General features: G+C 63.5%; 24 protein-coding genes. 9 read left to right on the forward strand and 15 right to left on the reverse strand.

Going from position 1 to position 23,639, the window contains the following annotated elements; all coding sequences use genetic code 11:
• Positions 1-20: 20 nt before the first annotated feature.
• Both J3A64_RS19455 and J3A64_RS19460 read right to left on the reverse strand, forming a co-directional pair.
• Complete coding sequence (locus J3A64_RS19455; protein ID WP_011776568.1) at positions 21-1,421, reverse strand: glutamate decarboxylase; 1,401 nt, start codon at positions 1,419-1,421, stop codon at positions 21-23.
• Positions 1,422-1,527: 106 nt separating this feature from the next.
• Positions 1,528-1,773, reverse strand: a complete 246-nt coding sequence (locus J3A64_RS19460; protein WP_143711672.1) for a hypothetical protein — start codon at positions 1,771-1,773, stop codon at positions 1,528-1,530.
• A 274-nt stretch (positions 1,774-2,047) separates the two neighbouring features.
• On the opposite strand from J3A64_RS19460, the gene J3A64_RS19465 reads away from it, so the two are divergent.
• Both J3A64_RS19465 and J3A64_RS19470 read left to right on the forward strand, forming a co-directional pair.
• Positions 2,048-2,896 (forward strand): PRC and DUF2382 domain-containing protein, encoded by an 849-nt coding sequence (locus J3A64_RS19465; RefSeq protein ID WP_210065455.1) that lies wholly within the window; start codon positions 2,048-2,050, stop codon positions 2,894-2,896.
• A gap of 114 nt (positions 2,897-3,010) precedes the next feature.
• Positions 3,011-3,211 carry a hypothetical protein gene (locus J3A64_RS19470; RefSeq protein WP_014923170.1) on the forward strand — a complete coding sequence of 67 codons (201 nt, stop codon included), beginning with the start codon at positions 3,011-3,013 and terminating at the stop codon, positions 3,209-3,211.
• Here the strand turns inward: J3A64_RS19470 and J3A64_RS19475 are convergent.
• Positions 3,180-5,039, reverse strand: coding sequence for a glycoside hydrolase family 15 protein (locus J3A64_RS19475; protein ID WP_210065457.1), 1,860 nt, complete (start codon positions 5,037-5,039; stop codon positions 3,180-3,182). The two genes, J3A64_RS19470 and J3A64_RS19475, sit on opposite strands and share 32 nt — an antisense overlap.
• 95 nt (positions 5,040-5,134) lie before the next feature.
• On the reverse strand, positions 5,135-5,800 hold the full coding sequence (locus J3A64_RS19480) for a TetR/AcrR family transcriptional regulator (protein WP_014923168.1): 666 nt from the start codon (positions 5,798-5,800) through the stop codon (positions 5,135-5,137).
• Positions 5,801-5,917: 117 nt separating this feature from the next.
• Here J3A64_RS19480 and J3A64_RS19485 point away from each other — a divergent pair, with 117 nt between their 5' ends.
• Positions 5,918-6,970 carry an NAD(P)-dependent alcohol dehydrogenase gene (locus tag J3A64_RS19485; RefSeq protein WP_210065459.1) on the forward strand — a complete coding sequence of 351 codons (1,053 nt, stop codon included), beginning with the start codon at positions 5,918-5,920 and terminating at the stop codon, positions 6,968-6,970.
• Between the two features lie 47 nt (positions 6,971-7,017).
• Here the strand turns inward: J3A64_RS19485 and J3A64_RS19490 are convergent, their stop codons facing one another.
• From J3A64_RS19490 to J3A64_RS19500, 3 genes are read right to left on the reverse strand one after another with little or no spacing between them, the layout of a single operon-like run.
• The gene (locus J3A64_RS19490; RefSeq protein ID WP_210065461.1) at positions 7,018-7,911 is read right to left on the reverse strand and encodes a dihydrodipicolinate synthase family protein; all 894 of its coding nucleotides are present in this window, start codon (positions 7,909-7,911) and stop codon (positions 7,018-7,020) included.
• Positions 7,912-7,913: 2 nt separating this feature from the next.
• Positions 7,914-8,843 carry a DMT family transporter gene (locus J3A64_RS19495; RefSeq protein ID WP_210065468.1) on the reverse strand — a complete coding sequence of 310 codons (930 nt, stop codon included), beginning with the start codon at positions 8,841-8,843 and terminating at the stop codon, positions 7,914-7,916.
• The gene (locus tag J3A64_RS19500; RefSeq protein ID WP_210065469.1) at positions 8,840-9,442 is read right to left on the reverse strand and encodes a helix-turn-helix domain-containing protein; all 603 of its coding nucleotides are present in this window, start codon (positions 9,440-9,442) and stop codon (positions 8,840-8,842) included. Before J3A64_RS19500 ends, J3A64_RS19495 begins: the two co-directional genes overlap by 4 nt.
• Before the next feature lie 116 nt (positions 9,443-9,558).
• On the opposite strand from J3A64_RS19500, the gene J3A64_RS19505 reads away from it, so the two are divergent.
• Positions 9,559-10,455, forward strand: a complete 897-nt coding sequence (locus tag J3A64_RS19505) for an SDR family oxidoreductase (RefSeq protein ID WP_014923163.1) — start codon at positions 9,559-9,561, stop codon at positions 10,453-10,455.
• Between the two features lie 118 nt (positions 10,456-10,573).
• Entirely contained in the window at positions 10,574-10,804 is a 231-nt protein-coding gene (locus J3A64_RS19510; RefSeq protein ID WP_043470828.1) for a DUF6458 family protein, read from the forward strand.
• 76 nt (positions 10,805-10,880) lie between these two features.
• Here J3A64_RS19510 and J3A64_RS19515 read toward each other — a convergent pair whose 3' ends face one another.
• The 3 genes from J3A64_RS19515 to J3A64_RS19525 form a co-directional block, all read right to left on the reverse strand.
• The gene (locus J3A64_RS19515; protein ID WP_210065470.1) at positions 10,881-11,678 is read right to left on the reverse strand and encodes a ZIP family metal transporter; all 798 of its coding nucleotides are present in this window, start codon (positions 11,676-11,678) and stop codon (positions 10,881-10,883) included.
• Positions 11,679-11,780: 102 nt separating this feature from the next.
• Positions 11,781-12,680 (reverse strand): carbon-nitrogen hydrolase family protein, encoded by a 900-nt coding sequence (locus tag J3A64_RS19520; protein ID WP_210065471.1) that lies wholly within the window; start codon positions 12,678-12,680, stop codon positions 11,781-11,783.
• Positions 12,681-14,243, reverse strand: a complete 1,563-nt coding sequence (locus J3A64_RS19525) for an APC family permease (protein ID WP_011776558.1) — start codon at positions 14,241-14,243, stop codon at positions 12,681-12,683.
• A 113-nt stretch (positions 14,244-14,356) separates the two neighbouring features.
• On the opposite strand from J3A64_RS19525, the gene J3A64_RS24000 reads away from it, so the two are divergent.
• Both J3A64_RS24000 and J3A64_RS19535 read left to right on the forward strand, forming a co-directional pair.
• Positions 14,357-15,001, forward strand: coding sequence for a TetR family transcriptional regulator C-terminal domain-containing protein (locus tag J3A64_RS24000; protein WP_210065472.1), 645 nt, complete (start codon positions 14,357-14,359; stop codon positions 14,999-15,001).
• 17 nt (positions 15,002-15,018) lie between these two features.
• Positions 15,019-15,303: a hypothetical protein gene (locus J3A64_RS19535; protein WP_011776556.1), complete on the forward strand. Its 285-nt coding sequence runs from the start codon at positions 15,019-15,021 to the stop codon at positions 15,301-15,303.
• Between the two features lie 9 nt (positions 15,304-15,312).
• Here J3A64_RS19535 and J3A64_RS19540 read toward each other — a convergent pair whose 3' ends face one another.
• The 5 genes from J3A64_RS19540 to J3A64_RS19560 form a co-directional block, all read right to left on the reverse strand.
• Complete coding sequence (locus J3A64_RS19540) at positions 15,313-15,906, reverse strand: histidine phosphatase family protein (protein WP_210065473.1); 594 nt, start codon at positions 15,904-15,906, stop codon at positions 15,313-15,315.
• Positions 15,907-15,988: 82 nt separating this feature from the next.
• On the reverse strand, positions 15,989-16,912 hold the full coding sequence (locus J3A64_RS19545; RefSeq protein WP_210065474.1) for an alpha/beta fold hydrolase: 924 nt from the start codon (positions 16,910-16,912) through the stop codon (positions 15,989-15,991).
• Between the two features lie 83 nt (positions 16,913-16,995).
• Entirely contained in the window at positions 16,996-18,609 is a 1,614-nt protein-coding gene (locus J3A64_RS19550; RefSeq protein WP_210065475.1) for an amidohydrolase, read from the reverse strand.
• Complete coding sequence (locus J3A64_RS19555) at positions 18,606-19,829, reverse strand: serine hydrolase (protein ID WP_014923156.1); 1,224 nt, start codon at positions 19,827-19,829, stop codon at positions 18,606-18,608. The genes J3A64_RS19550 and J3A64_RS19555 overlap by 4 nt, the downstream gene beginning before the upstream one ends.
• Positions 19,826-21,271, reverse strand: a complete 1,446-nt coding sequence (locus J3A64_RS19560; RefSeq protein WP_210066256.1) for a cytosine permease — start codon at positions 21,269-21,271, stop codon at positions 19,826-19,828. Before J3A64_RS19560 ends, J3A64_RS19555 begins: the two co-directional genes overlap by 4 nt.
• Before the next feature lie 127 nt (positions 21,272-21,398).
• Here J3A64_RS19560 and J3A64_RS19565 point away from each other — a divergent pair, with 127 nt between their 5' ends.
• Together J3A64_RS19565 and J3A64_RS19570 are read left to right on the forward strand one after the other, a co-directional pair.
• Positions 21,399-22,040 carry a TetR family transcriptional regulator gene (locus tag J3A64_RS19565; protein WP_043806680.1) on the forward strand — a complete coding sequence of 214 codons (642 nt, stop codon included), beginning with the start codon at positions 21,399-21,401 and terminating at the stop codon, positions 22,038-22,040.
• A gap of 228 nt (positions 22,041-22,268) precedes the next feature.
• The gene (locus J3A64_RS19570) at positions 22,269-23,633 is read left to right on the forward strand and encodes a serine/threonine-protein kinase (RefSeq protein ID WP_210065476.1); all 1,365 of its coding nucleotides are present in this window, start codon (positions 22,269-22,271) and stop codon (positions 23,631-23,633) included.
• Positions 23,634-23,639 lie beyond the last annotated feature (6 nt).

Here is a 23,639-nt window from a genome sequence, read left to right on the forward strand (position 1 = left end):
TCCAACTTCCCTTCCAGTGCTTAGTGGTGAAAGCCCTCTGCCTGCTTGTCGGTGGGCATCGGCGCCGTGAGACTGTCGAGGTAGTCCACTTCCTTCTTGAGGTCAGCCAGGAAACTGGAGGCGAGGTCGCGGGTGAAACCGTTGCGGACCACGATCCTCTGGACCGTGACGTCACTCAACCCGTCAGGGAGGGGGTACGCGGGAACCAGCCAGCCGTTCATTCTGAGCCGTTCCGAGAGATGGTGCAGGTTCCAGTGTTCCGTGTGGCCGTCGCTGAGTTGCCACGCGAATACCGGAATGTCCGAGCCGTCGCTCCACAGGGTGAACGCGTCCATGGCACCGATTTCGCTGGAGAGGTAAAGGGCCACATCCCGTGACGTCGCTTGGACGGACCTGTACCCGGCAAAGCCAAGGCGCAGGAAGAGGTAATACTGCAGCAGCACTTGGGCGCCGGGCCGTGAAAAGTTCAGCGCAAACGTGGGCATGTCCCCGCCGAGGTAGCTGACGTGGAAGATCAGGTCCTCGGGGAGCGCCGCCGCGTCCCGCCACACCACCCAGCCCAGTCCGGGATACACCAGCCCATATTTGTGGCCGGAGGTGTTGATCGATGCGACGCGGGGGAGCCGGAAATCCCACACCGTTTCAGGTTGCAGGAACGGTGCCACCATGGCTCCGGAAGCCCCGTCCACGTGGATGGGAATGTCCAGTCCATGGCGGGCCTGGATCTCGTCCAACGCGTCCGAGATGAGTTCCACAGGCTCATACTTCCCGGTGTAGGTGACACCCAGGATGGCGACCACGCCGATGGTGTTTTCGTCCACGTACTGGTCCAGGTCATGGCCATCCAGCGTGGGGTGCTCGGCTGAGACCGGGACAAAACGGGGCTCCACATCCCAGTAATTGCAGAACTTCTCCCAGCACACTTGAACGGCGGAGCTGAGGATGAGATTGGGTTTCTCCGTGGACTTGCCCGCTGCGCGCCTTGCGTGTTGCCACCGTCGCTTCAAGGCTAAGCCACCCAGCATGCAGGCCTCCGACGATCCGATGGTGGAGGTGCCGATGCTCTTCTCGGGATCCGGAGCGTTCCACAGATCCGCGAGCATCCGCCAGCAACGGGTTTCGATCAGAGCCGTTTGGGGGTACTCGTCCTTGTCGATCATGTTCTTGTCGAACGTCTCGGCGTAGAGCTTGGAGGCTTCCGTCTCCATCCACGTTCCAACGAAAGTGGCCAGGTTCAGCCGCGAGTTGCCGTCCAGCATCGCTTCATCGTGCACAACCTGGTAGGCCGTGGCCGGTAAGGATTCACCGTCCGGCAGGGTGAAACGGGGAAAGATGGTGGATTCTCCGGGCCTGCTGAACAGGGGATTGAGTTCGACGGCGGTGTCCGGTTCATGCTGTGACGCTCGGTGGGATCTGCTCATGGGCCAGCTCCTTGGAAATCGTCCGCTCGCGGCGGGGCGCAACCTGTCTTTGGCTCACGCTACCCGGGACGGCCCGCCCACCCAAGCTCCGCAGACCAAGTGGAGATTAGTCGGGGATCTCCATCTGGAATCCGCACTCGTCGCAGTGCAGAACCCTGGTGCTGAGGTAGACCTCCAGCTCAGGGTCAATGGATTGGCCGGTGGTTTCGACCATAAAAACGTGTTGCTTCCCGAGGCCTGCATGCATGGGAACTCCGCAGTGGAGGTAATGGTTGCCGAGCTGGAGGAGGTGGAGCGGAGCGGGCGCGGGGGTTTGGCTTGGAAGGGGGAAGTGTTCTGGCTGAGCAGACATGATGAACCCTGGCGGGAAGGGAGAATGGATACCTTTGGGCACAAGTACTGATTTCTCCGCTTCGAGCCTACGGGCCAGCGGGCAGTGTGGCAAGCGCCACTCGTTCTCCATAATTAGGGCTTGCCAAGCAAACACTAAGCATGCTTACTGTATTGGTGTTCCTTAAAGTCGACGGGTTGAAACTTGCTCCCCGCTCCGGCATCCGGAAACCACGCCCGGTGATGCAGCCCGCTTGGCACTCCACAGTAAGAGAACCGCATTCCAAGGAGACATCATGCTCGCGAGGGAAAACATTGACCGTCTGATGGGCCTCAACGGAAACGTCCGCACCACTGAAGGTGACAAGGTGGGCTCCATCGGCACGTTTTACACCGACGATGACACGGGTGAACCTACCTGGGTGACCGTCAAGACAGGTCTTTTCGGCAGTTCGGAATCGTTCATTCCGCTTCAAGAAGCCACAGTCGAAGGCGACGATGTGGTGGTCCCGTTCAGCAAGGACCACATCAAGGACGCACCGCGTGTTGCCGAGGACGGGCACTTGGATCCGGGCGAGGAGAGTCGCCTATACAACCACTATGGACTGGAGGGCGAGAGTGGCTTCAGCGGTCACGATGACTACGCCGACACCACCACCGGAACAGTGGGGACTGCAGGCACAACCGGCACCAGGGACACGGTGGACAGGGACGCCGTGGATACGGACGCCAGCTACACCCGGGCTACGGACACCAGCCGCGGCGATGATGCCATGACCCGTTCGGAAGAACGGCTGAACGTGGGCACGGAAAAGCAAGCCACTGGCCGGGCGCGGCTGCGCAAATACATCACCACGGAGAACGTCACCACCACGGTTCCGGTGCAGCGCGAGGAGGTCCGCCTGGAACGCGAGCCCATCACGGATGCGAACGCCGGGGACGCCATGTCCGGGGCGGAGTTGACCGAGAGCGAACACGAGGTCACCCTCCATGAGGAGCGGCCCGTGGTGCAGAAGGAAACCGTTCCGGTGGAGCGCGTACGCCTGGAAAAGGACACCGTCACTGATGAAGTCCAGGTGGACGAGGAAGTCCGCAAGGAACGCATTGAAACTGAAGGAACCGGTACAGGCGAGACGCGCCGCTAGTTGCATGGTGTGAGGCCCGCTCTGCGCCCCAAAAACTCGGAAGAGTGCGCAGGGCGGGCCTCACAACGTCCGCTGAGCTATCGCTGACGAACTGGTGATGGGACCATTGTTTGTATGGGCGAACAAGAGAATGTGCAGCCCGCCGCGCCCTTGGGCGCAGCGTCAGAAGATCGGGGTGACCCGAACACACAGCAGATGCGGACCGTCGGCCAGCGTCGGCGTGAAGCCGAACGCAAGCTGGACCTCCACTTGGAGGAAGCGAGCCACAAGGGCGAACCATCAGCTACCGAAGGCGAGGATCATTCCGAAGGGTAGAGCCGCTGGCCCGGCCCGGATGTTTGGGTCTATGGAGCGGCGTGTCACTGCTGTGGGCTTCACCCTGGTGAAGCTGCAGGGCACTGTGAATCAGCGGGAAATGGCTGAAGGCTTGCGGAGTGTTGCCGAGGTGCCGCTGCGTCCGCGGATCCCACTCCTCGCTGAGTAGGCCCACATCGTTGCGGAGGCTGAGCAGCCGCTCAAACAGCTCGGTCGCCTCGTCGGAGCGGCCGATTCCCAGCAGCGCATCCACCAGCCAAAACGAGCACGCCAGGAAAACGCCTTCGTCGCCCGGAAGTCCGTCATGTCCGGACTGCGTGCGATACCGAAGGACCAGTCCGTCGTCAGTGAGTCCCCTCTGGATGGCGTCCACAGTTCCTGCGACCCGCGGATGCCGGTGCGGCAGGAAGCCGACGCGCGGAATCAGGAGGAGGCTCGCGTCCAGTTCCGTGCTGCCGTAGGACTGGACGAAGGTGTTGAGTTTCTCGTCGAAGCCCTTGGCCATGACGTCCGCATGGATCTCGCTGCGGAGGGCGGCCCACCTATCGGCAGGGCCGGGCAAGCCTGACGTTCGAACGGCTTTGACCATTCGATCAGCAGCCACCCACGCCATCACCTTGGAATGGGTGAAGTGCTGCCTCGGGCCGCGCATTTCCCACAGCCCGTTGTCCGGCTGGTCCCAAGCCCCTTCCAAGAACTCCATCAAGGCGACCTGGATATCCCAGGAGCTATCCACGCTGCCATCAGGGGAGGCCGCCCGGGTCAGCGAAAGCCCGTCCAGTACTTCGCCCCACACATCCAATTGAAGCTGCGGAGCGGCGGCGTTTCCGGTGCGGACGGGCAGTGAACCTTCGTAACCCGACAACCAGGGGATGTCCGCTTCCGGGAGTCTCCGGGCGCCGTCGAGCCCGTACACAATCTGGAGTTCTGACGGGTCACCGGCGATAGCGCGCAGCAGCCAGTCGCGCCAAGCGGAAGCTTCCTCGGTGTAGCCCGCTGCGAGCAGCGACTGCAGGGTCAAAGTGGCATCCCGCAACCAGCAATATCGATAATCCCAGTTGCGGGGTCCGCCGATTTGCTCGGGCAGGGACGTTGTCGCAGCAGCCACGATGCCGCCTGTGGGTGCGTACGTCAGCGCCTTGAGGGTGATCAGGGACCGCTCCACCGGCTCCTTGTATTTGCCGGTCATTTCGCTGCGGCCGATCCATTCCAGCCAGAACGCCTCCGTCGCCTCCAGCGCCCGCAACGGATTAATCCGGCGCGGCTCCCGTTCGTGGCTTGGTGCCCAACGCAGCACGAACGGAACGCGCTCGCCGGCGCGGACAGTGAATTCGCTGACGGTGCGTTTGTCCCGGCCCACCAAGGGTGCGGGGGTGGTGAGGTAGGCCGAATCGGGGCCGGCCACCGCGCTGATGCCGTGCTCGCCGTGCCGGACCCACGGCACCACCCGGCCGTAATCGAAGCGCAGGACCAGTTCCATCTGCATGGTGACCTCGCCGGACAGTCCTTCGACGATCCGCACCAGATCCACGGCGTCGTCGCGGACGGGCATGAAGTCGATAACCCGGACCGAGCCGCCGTCCACTTCCCATTCCGTTTCCAGGATGAGGGTGTCCTCACGGTATTGGCGCCGCGTGCAGTTGCCGCCCTCCGGTGTCCCGGCGGGCGCCAGCAGCCAGCGGCCGGCCTCAGACGTGTGCAGCAGCGATGCGAAGCAAGCAGGGGAGTCGAAGCGCGGCAGGCACATCCAGTCGATGGAACCGCTGCGCCCCACCAGGGCAGCCGTGTTCAGGTCCCCGATGATCGCATAGTCCTCGATCTTGGCCATGAACTCAGCTCCCTCACTCGGCGTCGGCTATGCCTGACCGTACCGCGTCGGCCTGAGTGCCTCCAATGAGACTCGCAGCTCCAGCCGGAAGGCCTCTACTCTTCGCCGGCTTTCAGTCGGTGGAGACCGTCAAGGATGAGGTCCAGGCCGAACTCGAACTCGTCGCCAAAGTCGTAGCCGGGTTTGAGGACATGCTCGACGGCGATCTCCACCATCCGCGGATACTCACCCGTGGCGAAACGCTCCATGATGGGGTTGGTGATCTCGGCCGCGGTGTCCCGCCCCTCGAACGGAAGGGCTGCTTCCTGCAGGGCGAAGCCATAGATGTAGCTATCCAAGAGGGCGTAGGCGTGTGCTGTCAGCTGGACGGAGAACCCGGCCTCCCTCAGCGTTGCAAGCGTTGCTTCATGGTGCCGCAGCGTGGCAGGTCCCGGCGCGGACCGGCTTTCGAGCAGCCCGACTGCCCATGGGTGGCGCCTGAGTGCTGAGCGCACTCCGCGGGCCCTTCGCTGCATTTCCTCGCGCCAGTCCCCTTGCGGTGCCGGCAGCTCGATTTCGCTGAAAACCATGTCCACGATGCCGTCCAGGATCTCGTCTTTGTTGGCTACGTAGTAGTACAGGGACATGGGCTTGGTGCCCATGCTCTGGGCAAGCGTACGGATGGTCAGCGCGGCCAGTCCGGACTCGTCGGCGAGTGCAACCGCGCACTCCAGGACTCGTTCCCTGCTGAGGGGCAGGCGCTGGGATGCTGCGGTGGTCACGGGATCTCCCTCGGTTCGATATTGCCCTCTAGCGGTTTAGTACAGTGTACGGTAGCGTATTTAGTACAGCGTACGAAAGACTCGTCAGGCACAACACCACACTAGAAAGGTCCGGCCATGACCACTGGTCAGCAAGCCAAAGAATCGCGCCGTCACAGGGATCAGTCCCTGCCCGGTCCCACTATGCGGGCCATCGTCCAGGAAGCCTATGGTTCCGCCGATGTCCTGCACGAGGCTCAGGTCCCTCGCCCGGCCATCGCGGACAACGAAGTACTGGTGAAGGTGCGAGCTGCCGGGCTCGATCGGGGGACGTGGCACGTCACAACCGGCCTGCCGTATGCGCTGCGCTTGGCCTACGGTTTCCGGGCTCCGAAAAACCCTGTTCCCGGGCTGGACCTCGCTGGCACCGTGGAAGCCGTGGGCGCGAAGGTGACCCGGTTTGCGGTGGGTGACCACGTCTTCGGCTCAGGGAAGGGAACTTTTGCCGAGTTCGCCGCTGCCCGCGAAAAGCAGCTCGCCCTCAAGCCCGCCAATATCAGCTTTGAGCAGGCAGCGGCAGTGCCAGTGTCTGCGTGCACGGCACTGATCGCTGTGCGCGCCGGCGGCATCGATCCCGCGGCTGGGCGGATGCCGAAGGGGCAAAAAGTCTTGATTACCGGCGCCTCGGGCGGTGTGGGCAGCTATGCGGTGCAGTTTGCTAAAGCGGCTGGCGCTGAAGTCACGGGTGTGGCCAATACGGCCAAAGTGGAGCTGGTTCGAGCCCTCGGTGCAGACCGGGTGATCGACTACACCAAGCAGGACTTTGCTGACGGCGCTGAGTCCTACGACGTCATTATCGACATCGCAGGCAATCCTTCCGTTTCCCGTCTTCGCCGGTCGCTCACGTCAACGGGGACGGCCGTGATCACCGGTGGGGAGGAAGGTGGCTCATGGACCGGCAGCCTGGACCGGCAATTCCGCGCTGTGGCTCTTTCCCCGTTCATTCGCCAGCGGCTCACCATGGTCGTGGGCACCCAAACTGCAGCGGACCTGGAATATCTTGCCGAACTGTTGGAATCGGGAACCATTGCCCCGGCCATCGATCGCGTTTATCCGCTGGCCGAGGTCCCGGACGCAATGCGGTATCTCGATGCCGGTAAGGCCCGCGGAAAGGTGGTCATCGCCATCTAGGCCTGGCAGGATTCCCGAATCAGGATTATTGCGCTGGATTTCTTGCGCTAGGTTCCCAGGCCAAGCTCCTCGATGACCCCGGCAACGCGGGCCCGCTGCTCAGGGCCCAGGCCTTGGATGGGTAGCGGCAGGCTCTTGGTGGAGGCCAGTCCCAGCTGTTCCGCGATGGCGGCGACAACTCTCAGGCTTCCACCAAAATCCGCAAAAAGTTGCCACAAGGGCGCAAGGCGCTCGGACTCGGAGGCCGCTTCACCGGGCCGTCCGTTGATGGCAGCATGTGTGATGCGTTGGGCGATGCCGGGCAAGGTTCCTCCGATCACCGAATACCAGGCGTCGCATCCAGCGCTCAATCCGGCGGCAGCGTTGGCATCGCCGGAAATGCCGAGGGTCACGTGGTCCGGCACAAGTGATCGGATCTCCCGCACCCGTTCCTCCAGGTGCATGGTGTTCGGGCTGCCCGGAATCTTAATGGAGGCAACCCCGGGCAATTGGGCAATGCGGCCGTATAGCCCTGGGTGAAAGGTGAAGTGGGTGGTGGCGGGGTTGTCGTAGACGATCACCGGAAGGGAGGAGTGGGAGGTGACGGTGTGAAACAGTTCGAACACGTCATCCTCGGTGAGCGGTTGGTACGTCATCGGCGCCAGCAACACCCCGGAGGCGCCCGCTTCTTCGGCAGCCTCGACGTTGGCCAGGACGTGCGAGGTGCGGAGAGCCCCCACACCCACGAAGACAGGGACGCTCCCGGCGTGCCGAACGGCGAGGTGAGCCACGCGGCGTCGTTCTTTATGTGTCAGGTAGGCATACGAGCCGGTGGATCCCAGTGCGGTGATGGAGTCCACGCGTGCATCACGCAGGCGTTCGATGAGTCCAACGTAGGACCGTTCGTCCAGGGAGTCGTTGGTGAGCGGCGTCAAGGGGAAGGCGCTCAGTCCTGTGAACATGCTCAGACCTCGTTTCGTGGGCTGGTGGCAGGTAGGGCATGGGGAAGGGGCGGTTCCAGGCCGGTGACGGGTTCTGGTGACGACGGGCGCCTGTCCCCGCCGCGCTGGGCCGCAGCGCCCGCAACCACCACCAGTGTGATGCCAACGAACTGGATGATGGACGGATGTTGATGCAACACCAGCAGCCCGAGAAGCACGCCAAATGCCGGCTCCAGGGACATCAGCGTGCCGAAAGCGGTGGACGTCATGCGTCGCAAGGCCATCATTTCCAGGATGAAGGGGAGCACTGGCATCAGTACGGCGACCCCGAGGGCAGCCAGCAGGACTTCCCAGCTAAGGTGTCCGGCGGCCTGTGGGACGCCCACGATTGCGGCCGTAACAGCTGCCACCGGGACTGTGAGTGAGAGTGCTCCGGTTCCCGTGAAGCGATCACCAACTCGTTGGGTCAGCAGGATGTAGGCACCCCAGCCAGCGGCCGCGATGGCTGCGAACATCACACCAAGGGCGTCGATCTCGCCATGCCAGGGTTCTGTTAAAAGGACGACCCCGGCCAACGCCAACGCCGGCCACGCCAGGGCCTTGTGGTTGTGGCTCCGGATTGCTGCCACCGTCAGCGGTCCGAGGAACTCGATGGCCACCGTGGTGCCCAGCGGTATGCGCTCAATCGCGGCGAGGAACATGATGGTCATGAGGCCTGTGGCTACGCCGAGGCCCAGGAGGGGCAGGATGTCAGGGCGGCGTACAGAGCGAAGCGGCGGGCGGGCAATGGCCAGGAAGATGATGGCACCCATGCTCAACCTCAGCCATGCGGTACCGGCCGGACCCACGTCGGCGATGAGGTCCACGGAGAAAGCGGAGCTCAGCTGGACGGAGATCATGGCCGCAACCGCGAGCCCCCACGGTGGAACGGGGATGCGTTGGCGGGTCTTCATGAGCCAGCCTCCTGCAGGTGTCCTGAGCCCACGCCAGGCTCGAACACTGCCAGGGAGAATCGGACGGGATCTGTGCCGGGGTTTGCGTAGGAGTGGGCGACGTCGCCCGGGAAGGTCATGGAATCTCCCGCCTCAAGGGTGTTCATATGCCCGTCAACGTCCACGGTCAGGGTGCCGTGGAGAACCTGCAGGAGTTCCTTGGTTCCAGTGGCGTGGGCTTCGCTGCCGTGCTGGTCTCCCGGGCCCAAGGTCCAGTCCCACAGTTCCACCACATCCGGAGATTCGGTACCGGCGACCAGGACTCCGCGTCCGCCCTGCTCGCTGGTCCATAAGGTTGCGCCTTCGCCGCTGCGGGTCACTTTGACCGGCTTGGGGCGTGGGGATTCAACCAGTGCGGGAAGTCCGACGCCTAGGGCATCACTGATGCGCAGTAGTGTCCCGACGCTGGGGTTCGCGGCTCCCTGCTCCACGTTGATGATCATCCGCCGACTCACGCCGGCAGCTTCAGCCAACTGATCAAGGGTCCATCCGCGGTTTTGGCGTTCTTGTCTAACCCGGGCTCCGATGGCCAAGGAAAGTGTGGTGGTGCTTTCATCCATTAGTGCATCATACTGCACTTTGAGTGCACTATAGCTGGGAAGGCGCGGCGCACCCTAGCCCGCAGTTCCCATCGCGTGCTACCACTGACCCTAGGAACGAACCTGGAGGAGAAACTGTGGCCGAAGACCTGCCTGTCCTTGTTGTTGGCGCCACGGGTTTCCTGGGCGGCCAGGTGGTGGACGAGCTTCTCAAGCGCGGAAAGAAGGTTCGCGCTTTAGTGAGGCCCAAGTCCAACGCCGCCAAACTTGAGGCCAAAGGCGTAGAGATCGCCCGGGGTGACATGCTGGACGCCGCCTCCTTGGTCACAGCGATGACGGGCGTTTCCGCGGCCATTTCGACGGCGGCCGGCTACACGCGGAATGACAAGAACGCCAAAGCCATAGACACCTTCGGCAATAGCAATCTGGCTGTCGCGGCCAAGCATGCCCGTGTGCCTCGCTTTGTGCTGATCAGCATCGTCACCAGTGACCAAACTCCCCAGATTCCCCATTTCTGGAACAAGAAACTGGCCGAGGACAAATTCGAGGAGCTCGGGGTACCCTTCGTGGCCCTCCGTCCGGGTGCTTTCTTTGACCAAGCGGTGGGAATGGGTGGTGATCCCTTCGAGAAGGGGCGCTTCGTGTGGCTCGGATCCAAGGATGCCCGGCTCACGTTCGTGCTGGCCAGCGATGTCGCCGCTTACCTTGCGGAGGCGGTTGATGCCGACATTGTTGAGGGGGAGCGCATCGACATTGGGTGGAGCAGGCCCCTGAGCATTCATGAAGCCGCCGAACTGGCTGGTCGCCGGGCCGGCAAGCAGGTCAAGGTGATGTCCATACCTTCCGGAGCGATCGCCGCACTCGGCAAGGTCACGTCAAAGGTCCTTCCGTTGGTGGCAGATATGGCGAGCATGGTGGCGTGGTTCGAGACCGGAAAGTACGTGGCGGACACCACCCGCCAGGAGCAGGTCTTCGGCCCCCCGCCCACCCCTGAGGACGCGATCGCCCGGGTGGCTGAGCGCTACGGCCACTGATTAATGCTGACTAATGCGGCGCGGCAATGTCTGGTCGGAGCGGTAGGTCATAAGTATCCTGATGATACAGATTCGGCTGCAGACCCTGACTGCGCCGAACAAACATGAGGAGCACGCTATGAGAATCGGTTCTTCCATTGCCCTGATTGCCATCGGAGCTATTCTGGCTTTCGCGCTCGCCCCCGGAATCATTCCCTTCCTTGACCAGGTACTGGTTGGCTACATCCTGATTGGCGTAGGCATCATCGGCCTCATCATTTCCATCGCCATGTCCAACCGCACCCGCCGTACCGTTGTTGAGCGCCGCGGCGATCCCCACACGGTTGTTGAGCGGCGCCCCGAGGTCTAGCGGCCGCAACCAGCGAAGAAAGCGCACGACGGCGACCTCCGCCGTCGTGTCTTTTCTTGTGTTTGCCTCCGGCGGCTCAAGCGAGCGAGAGCGTGAACGACAAAACAAATCCAGCTGCGGTGCTTAGCGCCACAGCCGGGCCGCCGTGCTCGTAGGCCTCGGGCATGAGTGTGTCCGCGAGGGATGCGATCACGGCTCCCGCTGCAAAGGCCAAAGGCAGGGAGATGGTTGCGGGCTCGGCGGAGGACAAAGGCCCCGCCCCCAGTACCACGGCGGCAACCAGCAGCACTGCGCAGACGCTCCAAAGCAGCATGATGGGCCCGGCTTTCCGGCCTTGGCTCTTCATGGATGATGCGCCCACCAAGGCCTCTGGCAGGTTGGAAACGAAGATGGCCGCCAGCAGTGCCAGGCCGCCGGATCCTTCGCCCAGGGAGATGCCCAGGGCGAGGTTTTCGGGCACGCCATCCAACGTCACGGCCGCGAGCAATGCCATGCCGGCCGCGCCGCGCGTTGAGGCGGAGGTGGCAGCTTTGTCCGAAGCGGCGGCGTCGGTGTCCAGTTTGGGGCTGCCCTGTATTTCGTCCGCGGCCTTGGTTTTGGACTTGCCTCCGGGCTGCGCCCAACGATCGAGCAAGGCGCTGAGGGTCGTAAACACTATGGCGCCGGCCAGCAGTCCCAACGCCGCGCGCACAATCCCGCCTTGTTCGTAGGCGTCCTCGAACAGTTCGAACGCCAGGGCGGTAATAAGGGACCCCGCCGCGAACGACAGCAGGATGGCCAGAAGCCGCTTCGGCAGCTCGAAGCGCACGCCCACGAAAGCGCCTATGACCAAGGCGCTGGAGGCAATCAATCCGAACCACAGTGATGCCATCACAACGCCAGTATAGAAGTAAGTAACCTGATCTTCTCTAGGGTGAGGGAAAAGCGTTCGACGGCGGCAGCCCGCCGTCGAATGCTTCTCACCTTGGGTGCGTCGTCAGGCCGTAGTGCTGGCTTGTCGCGCGTCCACCGAATCCCCGCTCCAGTCCGGCGCTTGGAAGTGTGCGCCCCCGAACATGGGGAAGCGCAGCATACCTTCCTGGTCCCGGAGCTGGGCCCACGGACGGTTAATGCCATGCGTTCCATAGCGGCGGAGTTGGGTGACCCGGTCCAAGTCCAGCACGGCGAACAGGATCTCTTCGCCGCCCCGAGCCTGCTGCATGATGGTGCCCTCCGGGTCGACGATGACGCTTTCGCCCACGCCGGAGGGGGATGCGCCGTTGACGTTCACCACATACACCTGGTTGGCGAAGGCGTTGGCCTGGGACATGACGATTTCCATGGCCCGGTCCCGGGTGGTGGTGAGTGTGGGCTGGATGATGACTTCTGCGCCTAGCCACGCGAGCTGGCGGGCCACTTCGGGGAAGCTGCCGTCGAAGCAGATGGCCAGGCCGATCCGTCCGCAGCCGGGGATGTCGAAAGTGACGAAGGAATCGCCGGGCGTGGTGGTTTCGAACGGGCGCCACGGAAAGAGCTTCCGGTAGCGGGCCACGATCTCGCCTTGCGGGGAGACGGCGATGGCTGTGTTGTAAGTGTTCCCGTTGTCCGTTTCCAGCAGTGAACCGGGTACGAGCCAGACATTAAGTCTGCGGGCCAGTGCGGAGATGCGGTGGGTAAGTGGGCTGGGGATGGGTGCGGCAGAGCGCGTTTCGCCGTCGGGGTCCGGGAGCAGGAACTCGCCCGGCGCGGACAGCAGCAGCTCCGGAACCACGATGACGTCCACGTCCGGGCCGAGCTTCTTGGCTGATTCGGCTTGGGCCTCGAACCGGGCCCACGTGGCCTCGAGGTCGTGGGGGACGGGGTTGGTCTGAAGTGCTGCGATGGACAGGATGCGCATTTATGCCTCGGTTTCGTTGCTGAGAATGGATGGAAGTTGGTGCCGGGTGGTGACGTTTCCGCGGGGGATGGTTTTGCTGGAGAAGAAGCGGCGCAGTCTGGTCCTCAAGATCGCGGTGACCACCAGGCCCAAGGCCAGCGCACCGATGCCGATCCAGAACACCGAGCCGATGCCCAGCCAGGCCAGCCCCGCGTATTCAGGGGACAGCATGTCCACGGCGCTGTACGCGAACGCTCCGATCATCAGAAGTGCTCCCAAACCAGGAAGGAGGCCCTTCAGGATCAGGGCGGATGCAGAGGTGCGCATCAGCGGGGCGAAGTACACCACGGATGCCAAGGCGGTGGCCGCGTAGTAAGCCGCGATCATCAGGCCCACGGAGAGGATGGCCAGCCCGATGAAGTCAGCGCTGATTGCCGTTAGTCCCAAGGTTATGGCCATGGTGATGACCGCCCAGCAGGCGATGGAGGTGGTGGGTGTTCCTCGCTTGGAGTGCATCTTGGTTGTCGCCTTGGGGAGCGCACCATAGGTGCCCATGCTGAGCCAGGTCCGCGGCGTGCTGACAGCTACTGTCATCAGTGCTGCCAACGCTGAAAGGCCCACGGCCAGGATGATGACCTGGCCAAACACATCTCCTGTCGCCTGCGGACCGAGGACCGAGAGGACATCAGAGACGGTTTCAGGATCGGTGATGCTCGCAGTCCCGGCAAATCCCACGGCGGCCGTGGCCGTCACCACGTAGAAGAACAGCAGGATGACGGTGGTGATGACTACGGCCTTGCCGGGAGTTCCCTTTCGGTCCGTGGTTTCTTCGTTCACCGCTATCAGCGCATCCCAGCCCCAATAAATGAACAGGCACAGGATGACGCCGGACACGAGCCCGGACATGTCGCCGGATGCAAAGGGGTTGAACCACTCCAGGCTTGGCTGTTCGGCGCCACCTTCTGCCGTTCCGACGGAGGTGCCCGTGGCCATCGCCGCGAAAGCCGCGACACAGAAACCGCCAAGCGCCACCAGCTGGAGGGCAATCAGCGCATACTGCACCCAGGCGGATAGTTCGATTCCCCTCGCCGCGATCCAAGCACTCAGGACGATCAGCCCACACGCGATGGCAGCTACTGCGATAGGCTCCGCGGCGATCCAGGCCAAACCAAGGAAGTTGAGCAGATAGGTTGTGGCCACTTGAGCTAGTGCGGCGCTCGCAATGAACGTGGCCATCTGTGGCACCCATCCGCCAAGGAACCAGCCTGCAACCGGTCCGAAAACGCGGGTGATCCAGACGAAAACGCCGCCGCAGTCAGGCATTTCCCTGTTGAGGTCCCTGAACGCGAGGGCGGTAAAGAGGATGGGGACAAAGCCAAGCAGGAACGCTGCAGGGGTGCTCGCCCCAACGGCAAGGACCACGAAGCCCAGGGTCACGGCCAGGCTGTAGGCGGGGGCGACGGCGGCCAGTCCGAGGGCGACTGTTGGACCGATGCCGATGGAGCCGGCTTTCAGGCCCTTGGATGTTGGGTCCTTCGGGGTTGGGTCTTTGGCGAGTGAGATGCGGGAAGGGGGATGGGACACGGAGACTCCTCGTTGAATCAGTAATTTGAATCACATTCAAATTTGAATGCCATTCAATACCGGTCTAGAGTCAATGTCAACAGGAATTTTCAAGAGTCCCCGGGGGAGCGGTAGTGGCCAAGGCAGACAAGAAGGAAATCCGACGCCGTGAAATAGTGGCGGCAGCCCAGGCTGTTGCAGCGCGCGACGGCGCTGAGGGGGCCACACTCCGCGCCATTGCCGCGGAGGCAGGCATGGCCGCAAACGCCGTGCTCTACTACTTCGGCAGCCACGCCGACATCATCGCTGCAGCCGTGCAGGCTTCCTCCGGCAGATTTCTAGAGAAGCTCGCCGAAGCCGTGGATCAGAGCATGCCCCCCACAGCCAGGCTCGCCGCGGTCATCAGCGCGGGAACCACTGCCGGGCTTGACGATGATGTCTCCCGGATCCTCTACGAATACTGGCCCCACATGCTGCGAGACCCCGAGCAGCGCCGGATCCAAGACGAGCTCACCCGTGCGCAGGAAGGCGTCTACCGTGAAATCATCGACGCCGGAACCCGCTCCGGCGAGTTCGCTCCCCTTCTGGACCCGGCCAAGATCGCCCGCACCCTGGTTGCCCAGGAAGATGGACTTGTCATGGATGTGCTGGCCGGAAGTGCCGGCAGTGAGTATGTGCTGGACCTGATGGGGAGCCTGGCGGCCGCACTTTTGGGCCTTGAGGCCGAGACTCTGCTGGACCTCATCGCTGCCCGCGGTGTGCCGGCAGCCGCCACGTAACGGCGTAGGCTGCTGCCATGGAGAAGTCATTCGACATTGAAATGGTCAACCAGAACGAGTACTTGGTGCGTTGGGCATCCGAAGGACAAACCGGGGAATCCCTGGTCCACACCAACCCGGAATTCCTTGCTGAGGTTGGGCTGGAGGGCTTCGACGAGCAACTCGTGGTCGAAGAAACCACCACCTACCTCGCGGAACACCAGCCCGTGATCGACTTCCCCCAAACGGTTGACCTGGAAGAGATCGCCGCCGCGTACACGGACTACGCGGAGCAGCTGAAGGCGCGCCTCGAAGCGCGGTAGCAGCCTAGCTCAGGACTCGACGCCGGCCGTGACCCGCTCGCCGTTGAAGTACTCCAGCTGCCAGCCGTCCGTGACATGGTGATGGGCCAGGTTGAGGACCGCGTTCTGCACGCTGTCCAAGGTGCGTCCGATGGCCCGGCTCAGGGTCAGTCGAATCAAAGTGCCGTGAGCCACCACCAGGACGCGCTTGCCGGCGAACTCCTCGGCCAGCTCATCCAAGGCAGCAATGCCGCGATCAGCGGCGGCCTCGTCAGTTTCGCCGCCGCGGAAACCTCCGGGGATGCGCAAAGCCTCCAGCTCAGGCCCGGCCTGAAGTCCTTCGGCAGGACCAAAGCTGCGCTCTGTGAGCTCCGGAACCAGCCGAGCAACTTTCAGCCCCAGTCCATCGGCGATGATCTCGGCAGTTTCGGCGGCGCGGCCCAGGGGCGAGGACACCACGGTGTCCCAAGGCTGGTCCGACAGGAAGGCGACGGCGTCGCGCGCCTGGCCGCGACCGACGTCGTTCAGCGGAATGTCAGTGGACCCTTGCAACCGGCGCTCCGCGTTCCAATCGGTCTGGCCATGGCGGACGAGGGCGAAAGTTGTGAGGGTCATGCTCTCCATTGTGCCCTGAGGTCCTGCCGGGCCGCAGTTCGCTACGTCACGTAAGGCAAACGCCCGACGGCGGGAGGTCGCCGTCGGGCGTTCAGCGTTGCCGCAGTTCCTCTATCAGTTGCTTTACGACGGCGGTCTGCTCGGCGATCGCGAAGTGTCCGCACTCCGTTAGCGTCACGATCTGGACATGCGGGCCGAGCGAGGCCAGCTGGGAATGGTCGGATGCTGGCGTGAAGGCGTCGTGGTCGCCACGCATCGCCAGCACGGGGCAGCTGATACGGCGCCACTGGCCAAAGTCGTACAGTGCAATGGCTCGCGCGGCTGCACTGAAGCTGGCTGGCCGGGCTTCCTGTGCCAGCCTGCGGATGAGGCCCGAGGGGACGGCTGCCGGGTCCGCGAAAAGTGGTGACAGCAGAAGCCGCATCAATGGCGTGTGCCCGACCCCGCGGATCAAGGCTCTTCCCGCGTTTCCGAAGACTGCGGTGGTGTTCATGAGCAGCAGCATGCCCACGAACCATGGCATCTTGGCAAGCCCACGCCACGGGCTCTTCACCGATCCGGCAACTCCAAGAGTGGTTGCCGAAACCACCACGACGCTGACGGTGGATCCGGGCCATGCCGCAGCAATATGCAGGGCCAGGACACCTCCCATGGAATGGCCCACGATGTTCCACTTGTTGTTCCCCAAGGCAGTCAAAACCTCGACGACGGCACCCGCCATGGCTTCGATCGTGGCCGTCTCCAGCTGCGCACCTTGGGTGGAATCGCCCCAGCCCGGCAGGTCTATGAGGACGCGGTCGCGTTCTGGAGTATCGGAGAGCAGCGGCTGGAAAGTTGTCCACGACCCCGCGGCCCCGTGCAGGTAAACGTCAGCGAAGTCACCGCCACCTTCCGAGGATTCTTGTACGCGTGCCACACACGGCCCCAGGGCCGTGGCGATCACCTCGAGCCGCGGCGAAGCAACGCCCGATAACGCTGCGCTGCCCGACCGCGACGCTTCCTGCAGAAATTCCATGCGACCCGCTGCTCCTGACCTTTGACAGTGATCCACCTTTGACACTGATTCGGAGCAGCGGGCAATCCGGATCGGCAGGCGGGTTAGTCCCTTTCGAACACTGTGCGTCCGCCCACCACAGTTCGCACAACCTTGGCTTCGAGGAGCGAGGCAGGGCTCTCTGTGGCGAGTACGTCCGTATCCAAGACAACGAAGTCCGCGTACAGGCCGGCAGTAAGCCGACCAATTTCGTGCTCCGCGCCGCACGTCCAGGCCGAATCCCGCGTTGCATGTTGGATCGATTCCGCGAGGGGCAGTGCGAACTCCGGGACATTTGTTCCAGCGGACGCGTCCAAAGCAGAAGCGCGGGTGGTGGCCACATACATATTGGGCAGCGGTGCGTGCGGCGAGGTGGGGGAATCCGTGCCGAAAGCCAGCCGCGCTCCCGCCTGGGTGATCCACGGCCACGGGAAGCCGCGCTCCACACGGTCGTCACCCAATTTGGCGGCCCAGTTCTCGCTGATAGCGGGATCAGCGTGGACCGGCTGCATGCTGGCGGTAATACCCAGCGCGGCGAGGCGATCGACGTCGGCCCTGTCCACCAACTCAAGATGCTCTATGCGGTGGCGGCGCTCGCGGGGGCCGTTCTCCGCAACGGCGTGTTCCACGGCGCCGATCGCGATCCGCACCGATTCGTCGCCTATGGCGTGCATGGCAACTTTCAAACCGGCGGCATCTGCGGCGGCAACCACTGGCGCGAGTTCCTCGAGGCTCCAGATCGGTTCCGCATTCGAACCATCGGCGTACGGCATACCCAGGGTGGCCGTGCACCCGTCGATAGTGCCGTCGATGATCACCTTGATGCCCACCACGCGCAGGAACGGCGAAACATGTTCGACGGCGAGCGCGGCCGCCCGCTGTACCTGGGCGATGTTTTCCTCCGCCGATCCAGCGTTGTTAACACGCCAATAGGCGATGAGCCGGCTGGTCAGTGTGCCGTCTTTGTCGGCACGTTTGAAGGCCTCGAGGTCGGTCTCGTTGAAGCCCATATCGCAGGCTGTGGTGACGCCGGTTTCGCGGTAGGCCTGTTGGACTGCGGCGATGCTGGCCCCGTGTTCGTCTTCGCCTACCTGGGAGTCGAGGAAGGGGAGCACCATGTCGTAGAAAGCGTTCTCGTCGATGTAGCCGGTGGCGTGCCCGTGAGAGTCGCGTTTGATGGTGCCGCCGTGCGGGTTCTTAGTGTGGTCATCAATCCCGAGTTCAGTCAGCGCCGCGGAGTTCACCCACACCGAGTGGAAGTCGTAAGCGAAGGCATACACAGGCCTGTCCTGGACTACGGCGTCCAGCATCCCCGCGTCCGGTACACCGCCTGGGATGGCACCGTGCAGCCAGCCAGTGGCCAGGATCCTCTCGGCATCCGGGCGTTCGGTGGCCCTTGCCTTGATTCGTTGCTGGATTTCCTCCACGGATCGGGCACCCCACAGGCTGACCTGTCCCAGGGCTTCGCCGGTGCCCACAACATGGGCGTGCCCATCCACGAAACCGGGGACCACCAAGCGGCCCTCAAGGTCAATTCGTTGGGCGTCCGGGCGAAGACGCTCCGCGGTATCGCTGTCCCCAACGTAGAGGATGCGTTCACCTTGGACGAGCATAGCCTCAGCCCAGCGGCGGGTATCGGAGGTGAAGATGCGGGCGTTGGTGTAGAGCTGGGTTCTCACGCTGCGGTTTCCTTGCTTTCCTGGGCTGTTTCTTCTGTTGGTATCTCTTGTGATGCGAGGGGCTGATCCAAGGAGCGGCTGACATCGAGGAGCAGCTGGTTCTGGAGCTCGTGGAGGTGGCCGCTATCCGGTTCCGGCCAGGTGGAGAGCTGGACCACCACGGTATCGGTGGCGGGATCGATCCAGAGGTACTGGCCGTAGATGCCGATTCCTGTCACGTTGCCTCGCTCGTTTCCCGTGCACCACCACTGACGGGTGTAGGAGCCCTGGGGGTGTATGCCGGTGAAGGAAGCGTCGGCCATGGCTTCCCGGTCTCCGCCAGCGAGTATGCTGCGGACCCACCCCTCGGACACCACCCGGCCCGCCGGACCTACGCCGCCGTCGAGCATTAACCGGCCCACCCGCGCGAGGTCGCGGGCAGTGCAGGAGACCCCGCCGTTAGCGAAACCGAAGCCACTGGAATCGACGGTGATGGTGGCGTCCCGGTCTGCGTCGAGCTTGGACCACAGGTACTTGGACAGGGCCTCTGAGTAGCGGAGCCCGGTCACGCGCTCGATGATCCAAGCCAGGACGTCGGTGTTCGCGGAGCAGTACTGGAAGCGGCCCACGGTTCCGTTGCCTGTGAGCGTGGTGAGGAACTCGTAGGTGTCCTGGGGGTCGCCGTCCCGGCGGGTGCGCCAGCCGGAGGAGCGGTCGTGGGTCTGCACCTCGGAGGCGGGATCCATGTAGTCCTCGCTGTAGTTGAGGTGGATGGCCATATCAAGCACGTGCTGGATGGTGGGACCGTCATAGGCCGATCCGGCGAGTTCGGGGACGTAGTGGACAACGCGGTCGGACGTGACGATGTCTCCGGAATCCACCAAGGCCCCGACCACCAGGCCGCACATCGACTTCGAAATGCTCATGACCAGGTGCAGGTCATCGGGGGCGAAGCCAGGGCGGTAGTACTCCGCAATGACATTGTTGCGGTGCAGGACCAGGAATGCGTCGGTGTAGCTCTCCTCCAGCCGTTGGCTCAGGCCTGGAACGGCAAGGGCATCCAGCCGCTCAGTAGCCGCTGCCGGGGCGGCCGGGAAGTGGCGGGTGACTGACGCCGTCGGCAGCATTTCACCAAGGTGGGCGAAGGTCCACCGGTTATGCGGACCTTCCTGCCAAGAGTCCACGGTGGGTTGGCCGGCGGCGCCAACGTAACGCGGGGGATGGGCTCCGGTGGTGGTCATGCGGGGGCTCCTTCGATGGAGGGGATTGCGGTGGGGCGGCGTTTCGCGGCGAGGCGCGTCAGGGCGATGTAGACCCCGGCTGTCACCACCATGGACACCGGCACCGAGAGGTCCAGGAAGCCCATAGCCGCGGCGATAGGGCCGGTCCACACAGAGCTGGTGAGGAACAGGGAGGCCACGGCTGCGCCAAGGCCGATGGCGAGCAAGCCGGGGACGTGCCAGCCGCCGGAGTACCAGAAGCGGCTGCCGGGCTGCTCGTCAAAGAGGTCATCGCCGCTGTAGCGGTTGCGTCGGAGGATGACGTCGGTGGCGAAGACTGTCATGGTGGGTCCGGAGATGAGGACCAAGAGCTGCAGCATGAGGTTCACGGCGTCCAGCAGGCTGGTGGACATGACGAGGTAGATGGTCAGCGCTGTGCCGATCGCTCCAACTACCACCGCCGAGGGGATGCGACGGATGGGGACGCCGATGGACTGGAACGCCATGCTCGCCGTGTAGGTGGTCATGCCGTTGAGCGCGATGGTGTTGATGATGACGCCCACCACGAAGATGGGCCCGAGCCAGGCCGGGAGCAGGGCCAGAAGCGCCGATTCGATGCCAAGATCCATCGCTGCGGCGTCAATCCCTGTTGCGAGCAATGCGCCCACTGATGTGAAGAAGATGGCTGGCAGGGCGCCACCGAGCGCTGTGGCCGCGATGATGTGCGAAGGCTTGGTGGATGTGGGGAGGTATCGCGCCAGGTCCGGGCTATTTGAGTAGGACAGGGGAGAGGAAGCGAGGATGGCGAATCCGATGGTCATCGCAGACCATAGCGGCAGACCCTCCAACGGTGCAGGAGCCGTGTATCCCCACTGCACGTGCGGCAGGACGAAGGCCGTCACCAGCAGGAAGATGGCAAGCAACACCGAGGCAACCACGGGGTAGCTGCGCAGGATCAGGCTGTGGCCGAACACAGCCACCAGCACGGTGATGGCGGCAACAATAATGGTGACGAGCACCGGCACAAGGACGGGATCGGTGAAGCCAATCTGCGCCAGGAGCTCAGCGCCCATGAACGAGGACGCGAGCCAGTTGAGCGCCAGGAAAACGGCGGAAATGAACCAGCCAAAGAAGGCGACAACCACCCTGTTCCCGCGGATTCCGTATATGGCCCTTGTGATGACGGAGCCGGAGGTGCCTGCTGCCGGGCCGCTGGTGGCCACGATGCCGGTGAGGATCCACGGGAGGCTGCCCGCGATGATGACCAGGAAAGCCTGCCAGAGCTCCATGCCCAGCAGGATGAGCGTGGCGCCCACCGTGAAGTTGAGGACGCTGACGTTTGGGGCGGCCCACACCGGGAAGAGGTCCCGGGCACGGCCATGGCGTTCGGACGATTCGATGAGTTCAATGCCGCGTTTTTCGGGGTGGGCAAGGGGTTCGGGGTAGCTGACCGCATCGGTCATATGGTGCTGGGACAACGCTGTTCCTCTCGGGCAAGGACCGGTTCGCAACGCTGGGATACCGGCCCAGGGACGCTATTGGTCGCATGACCAACGTGCTATTGGTCACTAATCCAATAGACTGATGGGCATGGTGTCAAGCCCCACGTCCCAACGTGTTCGAAAATTACCTGACGAGCGCCGCGCCGAAATTCTGGCCGAAGCTGCTTCGATCGCCCTGAATGAGGGGCTGGAGCGGATCACCCTCCGCGCCGTAGCTGACCGGCTGGGTGTGCGCCCCGGGCTGATCAGCCACTACTACCCGGCCGCCGAGGACCTGGTGATCGCGGCCTTCGTCCTCGCCGTTTCGGAGGAGCGGGAAGAGTTGTTCCCCGACGGCGGGACTCCCCTGGAGCGAATGGCCCACCTCATCGGACGCATAGAGGGAAATGGCGCCTTCGAGCTCACCAGGCTGTGGCTCAATGCCCGGCACCTGTCCCGCTTCATTCCGGCCTTGTCCGAGGCGCTGCTGGCGCAGGAATACCTGGATAGGTCGCGGCTGACAGCACTCATTGAGGATGGTGTTACCTCCGGTGACTTCGCGGTGGATGACCCGTTCTCTGCATGCATCCGGATCTGGGTGGCCATCGACGGCGTGGGCTCTTATGTCAACAATCCAGCGTCCTTTGATTACGAGGCATTTACCCGGTTCGTCACTGACGTGGCTGAATGGTCGTTGGGTGTTCAATCCGGGGTACTTCGCAGGGCCGTGGATCGGGTTCGCAGCGCCTGATTCCGGCGTTCGCCGGTACTCCACATTGCCCTCCCTGCTGGTTAATCAGTATCCTGATGACTTATCTGGTGTAACCGGATGATGCTGCTTGGGCTGTTTGCCTGGGCCGTAAGGGGCTGAAGCAGTCGGCCCCGCGGCCATCGTGAGTTTGATTGACGGCATTGCTTGGTGCGTCGGACGGCGGGTTGGTCCGGGGCACCCAAGTGGGCCTGAAGGGCGTGACCATTCGTGGGCAACAATGAAGAGGCCGTGGACTCCCGCGTCCCCGATTCCATCGACGACACACTTGACGGGCGCTACCAGCTGGGACCCGTGCTGGGCAGGGGCGCCATGTCCACTGTCTACCGGGCAACGGACCTGCTGCTGGGCCGCGAAGTGGCCATCAAGATATTCCTCCCGGGCTCCGGAGATGACTCCTTCCGCGGCCGGCAGGAAAACGAAATGCGGCTTCTGGCAGGGTTTGACCATCCCGGACTCGTCGCAGCCTTCGATGCTGGCGTCGATACCCGGAACGACGAAGAACGCGCCTTTCTGGTGATGGAACTCGCTGAGGGCCGCGACCTGCGAGCCGTGCTGTCCGACGGGCCACTCACCGTTCCGGAGACTGCCCGCATTGGCATCCGGATTGCCGGAGCGTTGTCCCAGGTCCACGAACACGGCGTCATCCACCGGGATATCAAGCCTGCCAACATCCTGGTCTCCGACGACGACGGGTTGGCGCAAACAGTGAAGTTGGCGGACTTTGGCGTCGCGCTGGTGATGAACGACAACCGCCTCACCGCAACAGGCTTCACCGTTGGCACCGCCCAATACCTCAGCCCGGAGCAGGCACAGGGTCTTTCGCTGACCCCCGCAAGCGACATCTACTCGCTGGGCCTGGTACTCCTCGAATGCCTCACCGGGCGGGCTGAGTACCCCGGGACACCTATTGAAACGGCATCAGCCCGCCTCCACCGGGCGCCGCAGGTCCCCGTGGAACTGCCCGGCCCGCTGCGTGAGCTCCTCGAAGCCATGACGGACATGGACCCCGAAAAGCGCCCCACAGCGCAGCACGTTGAACAGGCGCTCGCCGAAGAAGGGATCCAGTCGGGGCGAAGGACCGCGCTGCTTCCTTCCGTTCCGTCCCGGCCACCACTCCGCACGCCAACCAAGCGGCAAGCCACTGTTACCAGTCTCAGGGGCTTCAGTAAACGCCGGCCTAAGACCGTCAGGAGCGTGGCCGCAGCGGCGGTCACCATACCGCTCGCTTTGCTGATCCTCTCCCAGGGGCTTACTCCTACAGGCAACACGGCGGATCCCTCCCAGCCTGCAGACACCGGCATTTCCCAGGCCGAACCGCAGCCCACTGCGCCGGTGGTGCCCGCTGTATCTCTCGCGCCGGCGCCCGTCGACGCTGTCCCCGCCGACGCCCAGCCCGCTGAGGCGGTCAATCTGCAGGAGCCGGCGCAGGCCCCTGCACAGGCACCAGTGCAGGCACCAGTCCCGGCGCCTGCCCCCGCTGTGGTGCCCGGCCAGGACCTTGCCAAGGACAAGAGCGGCGGCAAGAGCGAGAACAAGCCTGAGAAAGCCAAGGGAAACGGAGAGGGCAAGTAGCCCCGC

Source organism: Pseudarthrobacter sp. PvP004 (genome assembly GCF_017876035.1).
Classification (GTDB): Bacteria; Actinomycetota; Actinomycetes; order Actinomycetales; family Micrococcaceae; genus Arthrobacter; species Arthrobacter aurescens_A.